The organism is Alteriqipengyuania halimionae, from assembly GCF_009827575.1.
GTDB lineage: Bacteria > Pseudomonadota > Alphaproteobacteria > Sphingomonadales > Sphingomonadaceae > Alteriqipengyuania_A > Alteriqipengyuania_A halimionae.
Map to the genome: position 1 here is coordinate 1817065 of NZ_WTYR01000001.1, position 12611 is coordinate 1829675.

The following is a 12611-nucleotide window of genomic DNA, read 5'->3' on the forward strand; positions in this document are numbered from 1 at the left end:
CAGACTCGATCAGCCTTGCGGACGATCGAGCAACGCCAGCAAGGCGAAGCTCGCAAGCCAGTGTTCGCCCATATAGTCGCCAGTCACATGCGGCAGGGCGGCATCGAGATGGCGCTGCGCCGCATCGTCCCGGCCCAGCTCGCGCCAGGCCCAGGCGCGGCTCAGATTGAGCCCGTCGAGATGCGCGATCTTGCCGTCGCTCCGGTCGCTGACCGTGGCGGGAGTGAACAGCGCGGCGGGCTCGTCCCGATCGATGCGCGGGAGGAAACCGGCGAACCAATCGGCGAATTCGGCTTCGGGCAGCACGCGCTTCATCAACAGCGCTTCGCCGAGCGCGGGCGAGAGGAATTCGTCGCCGCCCGGCTCCCACGCCTGGCAGTCGCGATCTTCGGCGAACCAGCGTTTGGCGGTGTCGCGGATGAGCTCTGCCAGCGCAGCGTCGTGGATGTTCGCCCATTCTAACGCCAGCGTCAGCGCGAAAGCGGAATTGTAATGCGTGCCGGTGCGGATCGGATAGGTGAGCGCGGCGAGGTAGGTCTTGAAGCTCTCCGCAAAATGGCGCGCCAGCGGTGTGAGCCGCGATGCCCACGCACGCTCCTGATGCCGGGTCGCTTCGCGGTGGAGATAGAGCAGCCAGGCCCAGCCATAGGGCCGTTCGAACCCGCGCGAGGCGGGCCGGCGTGCATAAGCGAGCTCGACCGCGAGCTTGTCGTCGGTGAACGTATTCTCCGCCAGCGCTTCGATCCGCTCGGCCTCGGGCATATCGGGGCGGAGCCGCCGCAGTGTCAGCAGCGTCCACCAGCCATGGACGCAGCTGTGCCAGTCGAAGCTGCCGAAAAAACAGGGATGGAGCATGCGCGGGGACAGCACATCGGCATCGCTGTCCATCACATGGTCGAGCTTGTGCGGATATTCGCGCGCGACATGGCCCAACGCAGCCTGCGCGAAGTGCCGCGCGACGTCCTTTCTCACGTCCACAGCAGGAACCCTCCGACATAGATGATGATCACATTGCACACCCACAGCGGGATCGCGGTGCCCACCTGCTGGCGGATCACCCCGTTCTGGTCCTTCAGTTCGAGCAGCGCAGCCGGGACGATGTTGAAATTCGCCGCCATCGGGGTGAGCAGCGTGCCGCAGAAGCCCGACAGCATGCCGACCGCACCGATCGTCGCGACATTGCCGCCGTAATCCTCGATCAGCAGCGGCACGCCGATCGCTGCGGCCATCACCGGAAAAGCGGCAAAGGCATTGCCCATGATCATCGTGAACACCGCCATGCCCAGCGCAAACACCACCACCGCTACCAGCACGCTGCCATCGGGGATGATATTGCCCGCGAGGCTGCCGATGATGTCGCCCACGCCGGCGAGCGCGAACACCGCGCCGAGCGCCGCCAGCATTTGCGGCAGGATTGCCGCCCAGCCGATCGAATCGAGCAGCCTCCGCCCCTCCTCCATCGGTGCGAGCGCGGGAGGCCGGAGCCAGGCGATGGCCGCGGCAAGCGCGAACAGCACGCCGATCGCGAACAGCAGCAGCGTTTCGCGGCGCGGCTCGAACAATGCGGTCTCGCCGAACGGCGTGTAGTTATACAGCAGCGTGCCGATCACCGCGGTCAGCGGGACGATCAGCGCCGGAATGAAGAGCTTGTTGCCGAGCAGCTCGGAGAAGTTCTGCTTTTCGATTTCAGTGGTGGTGGCCGGTTTGCTGCGCTTCAGTCCGCCGATCCCGGCGATCCCGACCATGCCCAGCACCAGCAGCCCGTTGACGAAATCGGACACATGGCTGCCGAGCAGGAAGCTCGCGGCGAGCAGGCCCCAGAACCCCGCATTGCCCCATCTGCGATCGCGCAAGGACAGCAGCGACCAACCAACGAAGAACGCGCCGGCAAGGATATAGAGCCATTCATAGGTGATCATGCGCGGTCCTCCTCACTGCGGGAGGGATGTTTCGCCAGCCTGCGATCGAAGGCCAGGATGCGCCCGCCATGGATCAGGAAGGCGCAGATCGCGGTCGGAATCGCCCAGACCGCGAGTTCGAGCGGGGTCAGCTCGTAACCGTAACTTTCGAGCACCCCCTGGATCAGCAGGATCGAGGCGATTGCGAAGAAGATGTCCTCGCCGAAGAACAGACCCACATTGTCGGTTGCCGCGGCCATCGCCTTGACCTTGTCGCGATCGTCGTCGGGCAGGTCGCCATGCGTCTTGACCGCTGCCGCCTCGGCCATCGGCGCGACCAGCGGGCGGACTGCCTGCGGGTGCCCGCCGATATCCTTCATGCCGAGCGCGGCGGTGATCTGCCGGAAGCCGAGATAGGTCACCAGCAACTTGCCCATCGTCGCCCCGCGCACATTCTCGATCAGCCCGCGCGCGCGTTGCTGCAAGCCATAGCGTTCGAGCAGGCCGATCACCGGCAGGATGATCCAGGTGACCGAGATGTAGCGATTGCCGTTGAACGCCGCGCCCAGCGCCTCGACCACGGCGACGAAATCGAGCCCCGCGAGCAGCCCCGTCGCCACCGCCGCGCCAACCACGACAAGCAGCGGATTGAAACGCAAGGCAAAGCCGACCACGACGATCGCGATGCCCAGCAGCGGCCAGTAATTCATTGCGATTCTCCAAATCCCCCGCCGCCGGGGGTGCGGATGACGAAGCGGTCGCCGGGTTGCATGTCGGCCGAACCGGTTGCGCCCAAATCTTCGCGCGTTCCGTCGGTGCGTTCGACCCAGTTCTGGCCCGGCTGTGCGTCGCCGCCACCAGCAAGCCCGCGCGGCGCAATGCGGCGGCGATTGGCGAGAATGTTCGCGCGCATCGGTTCGAGGAAGGTCATGCGCCGTTCGACGCCGTCGCCGCCCGAATGGGCGCCCGTCCCGCCCGAACCGCGCCGGATCGCAAAACCATCGAGCCGCACCGGCAGCCGCGTTTCGAGAATTTCGGGGTCGGTCAGCCGCGAGTTGGTCATGTGTGTCTGCACCGCATCGGTTCCGTCGTGGTCCGGGCCCGCGCCCGATCCGCCCGCGATCGTCTCGTAATACTGCTGCGCCTCGTTGCCGAAGGTGAAATTGTTCATCGTGCCCTGGCTCGGCGCGAGGCGGCCGGTGGCGGCGAACAGGCAATCGGTCACCACCTGGCTGGTTTCGACATTGCCCGCGACCACCGCCGCGGGGGGCAGCGGATTGAGCATCGAGCCTTCGGGCACCACCAGTTCGACCGGGCGCAGGCAGCCATCGTTCATCGGGATCGGATCGTCGATCAGCGTGCGCAGCACATAGAGTGCAGCGGCGCGCGTGATCGATTTGGGCGCGTTGAAATTGTTGTCCAGCTGGTCGGACGTGGCGGTGAAATTGAACACGGCGGAGCGATTGTCGCGGTCGATCCGGATCGCGACCTGCACCTCGGCCCCATTGTCCATCGGATAGGCGAAGGACCCGTCATCGAGCCGCCCGAGCAATTGGCGCACGCTCTCTTCGGCATTGGCGAGGACGTGGCCCATATAGGCGGCAAACACATCGGCCCCGTGCTCGGCGGCGCTCGCGGTGAGCAATTCCGCTCCGCGCGTGCAGGCGGCGAGCTGGGCGCGCAGATCGGAGATGTTGCGGTCGGGCGCGCGGGCCGGCCACGGGCTGTCGGCGAGCGCGGCGCGCACCGCCTCTTCGCAAAAGCTCCCCTCGTCGGCGAGGAGGAGGTTGTCGATCAACACGCCTTCCTCGTCGATGGTGCGACTTTCAGGCGGCATCGATCCGGGCGCGATCCCGCCGATATCGGCATGGTGCCCGCGCGCCGCGACGAACGCATCGGGCATGTCGCCGGTATCGGAATAGAACACCGGGACGATCACGGTGACATCGGGCAGATGGGTGCCGCCGCGATAGGGATCGTTAAGGCAATAGGCATCGCCCCGCTTCATACCGCGTCCGTCGATCGGCGCGCCGTCCGGCCCCGTCCCGCGCGTTTCGAGCACGCGCCTGATGCTGTCCCCCATGCTGCCGAGATGGACCGGGATGTGCGGCGCATTGGCGATCAGCGAACCCTCGGCATCGAAGATCGCGCAGGAGAAATCGAGGCGCTCCTTGATGTTGACCGAGGTGGCGGTGGACTGGAGCACCAGCCCCATCTCTTCGGCGATCACCATGAACAGGTTGTTGAAGATCTCGAGCCGCACCGGATCGACCGTGGTGCCTTCGGCACGGCGGGTGGGTCGCGGCACGGTGCGGGTGAGGACCAGACTGCCCTCTTCGGCCAGCGACGCACGCCAGCCCTCCTCGACCACGGTGGTCGAGCCGGGATCGATCACCAGCGCAGGCCCGTCCACGCCGTCGCCGGAGGCCAGCCCGGCGCGTTCGACCGTGCGCCATGTCCCGCTGGCCTCGCCGCCGACCGCAACGGGCTCGGCTGCGATGTCCGCCAGGCCGCCCACCGTGCCGAGCGCCTCGACGCTCAGCGCTTCGACGATGATGGGGGCTGCCGGATCGGACCAGCCGAAGCGGTAGCGGTGCTCGGCGCGGAAGTCATCCGCCATTGCGTCTGCGTCTCCGCAATCGAGCGTCAGCGTGCTGTCGCTCCCTTGGAAACGCAGCCGGGCTTGCGGAGACAGCGTGATCGCCTCCGCCGCGATGCCCTGCTCCACCAGAGCATCGCGCGCTTCGGCCTGCAGCGCGTCGAGCGCGTCCGCGAAACCATCCTCAAGCGCGCAGACCATGCTGCGCTCGCGGATCGCCTTCACCGGCGCCAGGCCGATGCCATAGGCCGAAAGCACGCTGGCAAGCGGATGCACGAGCACGGTTTCCATCCCCAGCTCGTCGGCGATACGGCATGCATGCTGCCCGCCCGCCCCGCCGAAACAGGCCAGCGCATAGGTCGTGACGTCATGACCGCGCGCGACCGAGATCTTGCGGATCGCATTGGCCATGTTGTCGATCGCGATCGCGAGGAAGCCCTCGGCGATGTGTTCGAGCGGAAGCGGCTTGGGCAGGGCATCGGACACTTCCTGCAATCGAGCGCATGAAGCGTCCCGATCAAGCGTCTGATTCGCATCCTTTCCGAACACGCTCGGGAAGAAGGCCGGATCGATCCGGCCGAGGAACAGGTTGCAATCGGTGACGGTGAGCGGACCGCCCTTGCCGTAGCAGGCCGGGCCGGGATCGGCGCCCGCGCTCTCGGGGCCGACACGGAAGCGCGCTCCGTCGAAGCGGCAGACCGAGCCGCCGCCCGCCGCCACGGTGTGGATCTGCATCGCCGGTGCGGCCACGCGAACCCCCGCGATCACTTCGTCGCCGGTCAGTTCATAGCGCCCGGCATAGTGGCACACATCGGTGCTGGTCCCGCCCATGTCGAACCCGATCAGACGTTCGTGGCCAAGCGGTTCGCAGGCCGCGACCATACCCACGACACCGCCTGCGGGACCGGACAGGATCGCATCCTTCCCGCGGAAGCTCTGAGCCTCGGCAAGCCCGCCGTTCGATTGCATGAAGGACAGGCGCTCATGATCGGGCAGATTCGCCTGCAATCCTTCGACATAGCGCCGCAGCACGGGCGAGAGATAGGCATCGACCACCGTCGTGTCGCCGCGCGGGATCAGCTTGATCAGCGGCGACACGTCATGGCTCGCGCTGACCTGCGCAAAGCCGAGTTCGCGCGCAATCTGCGCCACGCGCGCCTCGTGCGCCGGATATTGCCAGCCATGCATGAACACGATCGCGAGCGCATCGAAGCCCTGATCGCGTAGCTTCTGGAGCTGGTGGCGGACCGCCTCTTCATCAAGCGCTTCGAGGACTTCGCCGTCGACGCCGACGCGCTCGCCGATCTCGGTCACGCTTTCGGGCAATTGCTCGGGCAGGAGGATGTGGCGGGCGAAGATATCGGGCCGCGCTTGCGCGCCGATCCTCAGCGCATCGCCGAAGCCGCGGGTGATCGCCAGCGCCAGCCGCTCACCCTTGCGTTCGAGCAGCGCATTGGTCGCCACGGTGGTCCCGATCCGCACATCGGCAATGTCTCCGCCGCCATGCTCGTTCAGCAGTCGCCTGACCGCCTCGCTGGCGGCGTCGTCATAGCGCCCCGGATCTTCCGAGAGCAGCTTGTGCGTGACGAGTTTGCCGTCGGGCGTCGTCGCGACGACATCCGTGAACGTGCCGCCGCGATCGATCGCGAAGCGCCAGCAAGTCTTATTTCCGACCATAGCTCGCTTCCCTCGCTTCCGCGCGGTCCAGCGCCGCGCGCAGCTCTTGCGAAGAAACGCGGATGAGCGCTGAACGCGAATCCGTGAGGAAATACCCAGCTTGCATGATCTGGATACACACATCTTCATCGCCTCTACCGGAATCGTTGGACGGCGTAGTTCCCTCGCGTTTGGAAATTGACCGCTGATTGTATGAGCGCACAGGAACGAGCAGCGAATAAGTAATCATGCCATCCGGCGACCGGATAATCGCGTCCCCGGCGTCGTACAAATCGATCGGCGGATCGGATGCAACCACCGGTCCAAAAACAATCTGCTCTCGCTCTTGATCGTAGGGGCAAACGCTCATGAACGGATACACGCCTCCATTGGTATCCGCCGCGAGATCGAATGCGGATTTCACATCGATCCTGAAATAGGGTTCGGGCTCGCGCGAATGATCGATGGCCGACGGGAGATCGTCTTCCAGTTCCACAGCGACAACCTCGTAATCTCCTAAATATGGTCCGCATCCGGCAAGCAATGCGGCAGTGGCTATGAGGACAATACCCTCGGTGGCGCGGCTCATCCGATCGCCCCGCTCTCGCGCGCCGCCGCGATCCGCGCATCGTCCCAGCCCAGCTCGCCCAGGATAGCCCCGCCGTCAGCGCCCACTTCCGCGCCCGGTCGCGGGGCGTCGGTGACGGTGGCGGAATAGCGCGGTGCGGGTCCGGGCTGGATGTCGCCGCCCACCTCCACGAAGGTGCCGCGTGCCTTATTGTGCGGATGTTCGGGCGCTTCGCCCATCGAGAGGACCGGCGCGAAGCAGACGTCGGTGTGCTCCATCAGATCGCACCATTGCTGGCGTGTGCGGGTGCGGAACAGGGTCGCGAGCTTGGTCTTGAGATTGCCCCACGCCGCCGGATCGTGCTGGCGGTCGAATTCGGGATCGTCTTCCAGCTCGGCCAGGCGGCGCAATTCGGCGTAGAATTGCGGCTCGATCGATCCGATCGAGATGTATTCGCCATCGGCGCATTGATAGGTGTCGTAATAATGCGTCCCGGTGTCGAGCGCATTGGTGCCGCGCGCATCGGTCCACACGCCCGCATTCCGCATACCCCAGATCATGCCCATCAGCAGCGCCGAGCCATCGGTCATCGCGGCGTCGATCACCTGGCCGTCTCCGCCGCGCGCGACATGCAGCAGCGCGCTGACCATGCCGTAGGCGAGCATCATGCCGCCGCCGCCGAAATCGCCGACCATGTTGATCGGCGGAGTCGGCTTCCCGCCCGCGCGGCCGTAATGATAGAGTGCGCCCGAGAGCGCGATATAATTGATGTCGTGCCCGGCTGCGTCCGCATAGGGGCCGTCCTGCCCCCAGCCGGTCATGCGTCCGTAAACGAGCTTGGGGTTGTCTTCGAGCAGCACATCGGGGCCCAGGCCGAGCCGCTCCATCACCCCCGGGCGATAGCCCTCGATCAAACCGTCTGCCGATTTGCACAATTCGCGCGTGATTGCGCGGCCCTCATCGCTCTTCACATCGAGCGCGATCGACCGACGTCCGCGAGCGAGTACGTCGCGCTGCGCGGCGACCCGTGCGCCGGCGCCCGGGCGCTCGACGCGGATCACCTCGGCGCCGTGATCGGCCAGCATCATGCCTGCAAACGGGCCGGGTCCGATCCCGGCCATTTCAACGATCCGTAGTCCTTCGAGCGGTCCCGCCATGCTTTCCCCTTCGCTTCCCGCGACGAGGCTTACGGGCTGGCGCGACAGGCGGCAAGCACATCGGCTAGCCAGTGACGAGCGTCTTGGCGATCGCCCGCATCGCATACGAATTCCTGCCCGCGCGAAGCGGCGGTGAGCGTGCCGTCGTCGTGCCAGCGCCAGTCTTTCGCGTGGTAGCTCAGTCCGCATTCGCGCATGAAGGCCGGCACGCGCCAGTGCGACAACTGCCCGCCGGGCACGGTCAGCCGCAAGCTGTCCGGCGCGGTTTGCGCCAGCCCGCCGGGGCCGGACCAGGCAGTGTCGTTGTTCGCGTGCATGCCGATCGCATGGGGGAAGCCGAGAGCGACGAGCGCGTCGCGGCGCGCGTCGTCCATGTTGGCAATCGGTTCGATGCTGTCGACTTCCATCCAGCCGAAAATGCGGTGATGCCGCTCGCCATCGGAACTTGCGAACAGGCCGAAGAACAGGAACACATCGCCGACGCCCACGCCCTGATTGACCAGATGCGACTGCGCCGCCGCGCACTGACCGAGTATGGCGCGTTCTTCGGAAAACATCGGGTCGTGGTGGCAGTGATCGGCGCCCGACAGCTTGCCGCGCGAGGCTGCGGCAACATGATCGCCCAGCCCGAGATCAGCCCAGCTTGTCGAGGAATGCCCGCCGCTCGGGATCGGGAGCGAGACCGGTCGGCCGTCGACGATCGGCGACGGGCCGCCACCCGATCCGCTGTCGAAACCCTTGCGACTGATGACGATCTTCACGCCGTCTCCCGCTACAGGCCCAGCCGGATGCCGGCCCAGACCGTGGTCGGCGTGCCAAGATCGATCGAACCGCCCTGGTTGCGGGTGACGATCCGCTCTCCGGTCAGGTTCTCGCCGCGCAGGATCAGCGACAGGTTCGCGCCCAGCGGCAGGCTGGCAAAGGCATTGAGCGTGGTCGCGGCCGACAGGACATCGGTCTCCTGATCGCTTTCGAACTGGTCGCCGACATGGCGCAGTGTCAGCGCCGCTTCGACCCGCTCGCGCGGACGCCAGGCGAGTGTCGCGCTGCCGATCACGTCGGCCACTTGCGGCGGACGGCGACCGTCGAGGCCGGCGGCGTCGCCCGTCCCCTCGACCGCCGCGTCGTTCAGCGCCAGCGAACCACGCAGCGCAAAGGGACCGAACCGAACCTCGCTATCCAGCTCGATCCCGCGCACTCGAACCGCATCGAGATTGCGCCGCTGGCGCAGCACCGGCGTGAGCGTGACATTGGCGACCGCACCGTCCAGCCGGTTGTCGAACGCCGTCAGCGAGAGCCGCGCGGCCTCACCGTCCCAATCGATGCCGGCTTCGTAGCCCCACAGTTTCTCGGGTTCGAGCGCGGCATTGGCCTGGGTCACGACCGGGAAGATCACGAACGGGCGATAGAGTTCGTTCAGGGTTGGCACCCGCAATCCGCGATAGCCCGCCGCCCGCACCGCGAGACCGCCGCCCGCCTCCCAGCGCAGGCCCGCCCGCCCGGACACGTCCCAGTCGGACCGATCGGCAAAGCGGTCGTCGGTGAGAAGGTCGCCCGCCGGGTTCTCCGCGCGATAGAAACCGTCGGCGATCGACCAACGATCGGCACGGATGGTAGTGGTCGCGGTCATGGTGCCGAAGGTCCGCGACCACCCTGCGAACAGGCCAAGATCGTCATTGCTGCCGCCGGTGCGCCGCCGTTCGGTGAGCGCGCCGGAAAACGCGCTGATCGCATCTTCCTGCAATTCGCCCGAGGCGCGCCGGTAGTCGACCCCGAAGCGCAGGGAGCCGACTGCGCTTTCGGGCGGGCGGATCTCGATCTTGCCGCCGATCCCGGTGCCGGGCGTCTTGCGCTGGTCCAGCACAGGCGTGAAGCGCGATGAACTGATCACCACATTGCTGAAATCGCGCGCCTGGACATAGGCGAGCGCCTCCACATCCCACGCGCCGCGTGCCACCACGCGCACGCTGGCATCCTGTCCGCTGGTGGAACTGTCCGCGCCATCGAAGCGCAGCGTGCGCTCATCCTCGAACATGGCGAGCCGCGCCTGCAATTCCACGCCCGGCGCCAACGGGGCGACCGCGCGTGCTTCGAGGCTGCGCGCGTCGAAACTGGCCGGCACTGTCGCGGCCACGCGTTGATCCTCGGGCGTGGTGAAGAACCCGTCGCCGCAATCCCACCGCACGGCGATGGTGGCAAAGCCATCACCCAGGCGCGGCGCCGCTTGCACCCAGGCTTCGGTGTCGCCGCGATCGTTGACCAGCGCTTGCGCGGCAAACGGCGCAAGATCGGCAGGACCGGCGCTGTCGAGCGCAATCGTGCCCGACACCGCGCCTGCGCCGAAGGCTCCGCTGCCCCCGCCCCGCGTCACCGCGATATGCCCCAGCCGTTCGGGCGCGATCGCGAAGAACGGGATGTAGCCGAAAAACGGATCGGCCAGCGGCACCCCGTCGAGCAGCACCAGCGCCCGGCTCGACGCATTTCCGCCGAGCGCGCGCAAGGTCGCGCCCTGCGCCGAGGGGTTGGCCGAGCGGCTGTCCGAACGGCGGAATTGCTGGAAACCCGCGACCGTCTGCAGCACATCGTCGATCCGGCCCGACGGGGTAGCCAGGATCGCATCGCGATCGATGTCCTCGGTCGCGAAGGCTTCGGCCCCCTCGGGCTCGTCGAGCGCTTCGCCGGTAACGACGATGCGGTTTTCTTCGAGCGTATCCGCCTCTTGCGCCGCTGCCGAAAAGGGCAGTGCGAGCAAGGGTATAAGGATGATGGTGCGACGCATGCTGCGTCCTTGGTTGTAGCGCCTACCATTGTCAAAGGCCGCTTTGAACGGATAGGGCCGCAGCATGAGCGAACGACGCATTATCGACATCTCGCAAGTGCTGCGCCCGGGCATGCCCAATTGGCCCGGCGAACCCGAATTCGGCTATACTCGCAAGGCCGAGATTTCGGACGAATGCCCGGTCAATACGGGTGAAGTGGTGATGAGCACCCATGCCGGCACGCACGCCGATGCGCCGCTGCATTACCATGCCGAGGGCGTCGATAGCGCCGCCAGCGAGCTGTCTGCCTATGTCGGCGAATGCGTCGTCTACGACGCGCGCAATGCGATCGACGCGGTCACGGCGGAGGATATCGAGTGGGACGAGCTCGAAGGTGCCAAGCGCGTGCTGTTTCGCACCTATGATCGCTTTCCCCGCGCCGAGTGGAACAGTCGCTTCTCTGCGATCGATCACGAAGTCGTCGAGCGGCTGGGCAATCAGGGCGTGGTGCTGATCGGCACCGACACACCCTCGCTCGATCCGATGACCTCGAAGACCATGGACGCGCATCATGCCGTCCGCCGCCACGACATGCGGATCCTCGAAGGGCTGGTGCTGCAGGACGTGGCGGAAGGCCGCTACGAACTGGTCGCGCTGCCGCTGCCGATCGAGGGCGCCGATGCGAGCCCGGTGCGCGCGATCCTGCGCGAGCTGCCATGATGGATCCCGCGTGCCTGGACGCCGCCGATCCGCTGGCATCATTCCGCGAGCAATTTCACCTGCCCGAGGGGACGATCTATCTCGACGGCAATTCGCTCGGCCCGCTACCCAAGGCGACGCAGGAACGGATGACCGAAGTGATTGACAGCGAATGGGGCGAAGGGCTCATCTCGAGCTGGAACGCGGCTGACTGGATCAATGCCCCGCGCCGAATCGGCGACAAGATCGCCACCATCATCGGTGCCAATCACGGCGAAGTGATCGCCTGCGATTCGACCAGCGTGAACATCTTCAAGGCGCTTGCCGCCGCGCTCGACTGCAATCCGGATCGCGGCATCATCCTCTCCGAAGGCGGCAACTTCCCGACCGACCTGTACATGGGTCAAGGCCTGGCCCGCCTCTCTCCGCGCGCCGAAATGCGCGTCGTCGATTACGACGATCTCGAAAGCGCGATCGACGAAAGCGTCGCAGTGGTGCTGGTGACGCAGGTCCATTACAAGACCGGGCGGATGCGCGACATGGCCGCGTTCACCGCCAAGGCGCACGCGGCAGGGGCGCTGGTGGTTTGGGACCTCAGCCATTCGACCGGGGCCGTGCCGCTCGACCTTGATGGCGCCGGTGCCGATTTCGCGATCGGCTGCGGCTACAAATATCTGAACGGCGGCCCGGGCGCACCAGCCTTCATCTATGCGGCCAAGCGTCATCATGCCGCGATCGAGCCGATCCTCTCGGGCTGGTTCGGCCACCGCGCGCCATTCGCCTTCACCGACGAATACGAGGCCGCCGGGGGAATCGAGCAATTCCTCGCCGGGACGCCGCCGATCCTCGGCCTCGCCGCGCTCGAATGCGGGGTCGACCTGATGCTGGAGGCGGACATGGCAGACATTCGCGCCAAGTCGCTATCGCTCTCGCGATTGTTCATGGAGCGGATGGAGCCATTGGCCGACCGCCACGGCTTCGAACTGGTGAGCCCGCGCAAGGATGAGGAGCGCGGCAGCCAGGTCTCCTACCGCCACGAGCACGCCTATCCGATCTGCCAAGCCATGATCGCGCGCGACGTGATCGGCGATTTCCGGGCGCCTGATATCTGGCGCTGCGGCTTCACCCCGCTCTATCTGAGCCATGCCGACGTGGCGCGCGCGGTCGATATCCTGAACGACGTGATGGAAAGCGGCGCGTGGGACGCGCCCGAGTTCCACCAGCGCAACGCGGTTACATGAAAAGACATAGCGTGCGACTTCGATTGAAGGCGTA

General features: G+C 66.3%; 10 protein-coding genes. 2 read left to right on the top strand and 8 right to left on the bottom strand.

What is annotated here, in order from left to right; genetic code table 11:
• Positions 1-9: 9 nt before the first annotated feature.
• Genes GRI68_RS08870 through GRI68_RS08905 form a run of 8 tightly spaced genes read right to left on the bottom strand, consistent with a single transcriptional unit; the run spans position 10 to position 10657 of the window.
• Positions 10-978, bottom strand: coding sequence for a DUF2891 domain-containing protein (locus GRI68_RS08870; RefSeq protein ID WP_160616918.1), 969 nt, complete (start codon positions 976-978; stop codon positions 10-12).
• Positions 969-1919, bottom strand: coding sequence for a DUF979 domain-containing protein (locus tag GRI68_RS08875; RefSeq protein WP_160616919.1), 951 nt, complete (start codon positions 1917-1919; stop codon positions 969-971). The genes GRI68_RS08870 and GRI68_RS08875 overlap by 10 nt, the downstream gene beginning before the upstream one ends.
• Positions 1916-2608 (bottom strand): DUF969 domain-containing protein, encoded by a 693-nt coding sequence (locus GRI68_RS08880; RefSeq protein WP_160616920.1) that lies wholly within the window; start codon positions 2606-2608, stop codon positions 1916-1918. Before GRI68_RS08880 ends, GRI68_RS08875 begins: the two co-directional genes overlap by 4 nt.
• Positions 2605-6174, bottom strand: coding sequence for a hydantoinase B/oxoprolinase family protein (locus GRI68_RS08885; protein WP_160616921.1), 3570 nt, complete (start codon positions 6172-6174; stop codon positions 2605-2607). The genes GRI68_RS08880 and GRI68_RS08885 overlap by 4 nt, the downstream gene beginning before the upstream one ends.
• Positions 6161-6742 (bottom strand): hypothetical protein, encoded by a 582-nt coding sequence (locus tag GRI68_RS08890; RefSeq protein WP_160616922.1) that lies wholly within the window; start codon positions 6740-6742, stop codon positions 6161-6163. The genes GRI68_RS08885 and GRI68_RS08890 overlap by 14 nt, the downstream gene beginning before the upstream one ends.
• Complete coding sequence (locus GRI68_RS08895; RefSeq protein WP_160616923.1) at positions 6739-7878, bottom strand: CaiB/BaiF CoA transferase family protein; 1140 nt, start codon at positions 7876-7878, stop codon at positions 6739-6741. The genes GRI68_RS08890 and GRI68_RS08895 overlap by 4 nt, the downstream gene beginning before the upstream one ends.
• A gap of 29 nt (positions 7879-7907) precedes the next feature.
• The gene (locus GRI68_RS08900) at positions 7908-8639 is read right to left on the bottom strand and encodes an Nmad3 family putative nucleotide modification protein (RefSeq protein ID WP_160616924.1); all 732 of its coding nucleotides are present in this window, start codon (positions 8637-8639) and stop codon (positions 7908-7910) included.
• 11 nt (positions 8640-8650) lie between these two features.
• Positions 8651-10657 carry a TonB-dependent receptor gene (locus GRI68_RS08905; RefSeq protein ID WP_160616925.1) on the bottom strand — a complete coding sequence of 669 codons (2007 nt, stop codon included), beginning with the start codon at positions 10655-10657 and terminating at the stop codon, positions 8651-8653.
• Positions 10658-10721: 64 nt separating this feature from the next.
• Between GRI68_RS08905 and kynB the strand changes: the two genes are divergently transcribed.
• Both kynB and kynU read left to right on the top strand, forming a co-directional pair.
• On the top strand, positions 10722-11357 hold the full coding sequence (gene kynB, locus GRI68_RS08910; protein WP_160616926.1) for an arylformamidase: 636 nt from the start codon (positions 10722-10724) through the stop codon (positions 11355-11357).
• Complete coding sequence (gene kynU, locus GRI68_RS08915) at positions 11354-12577, top strand: kynureninase (protein WP_160616927.1); 1224 nt, start codon at positions 11354-11356, stop codon at positions 12575-12577. Before kynB ends, kynU begins: the two co-directional genes overlap by 4 nt.
• The last annotated feature ends 34 nt before the right edge of the window (positions 12578-12611 follow it).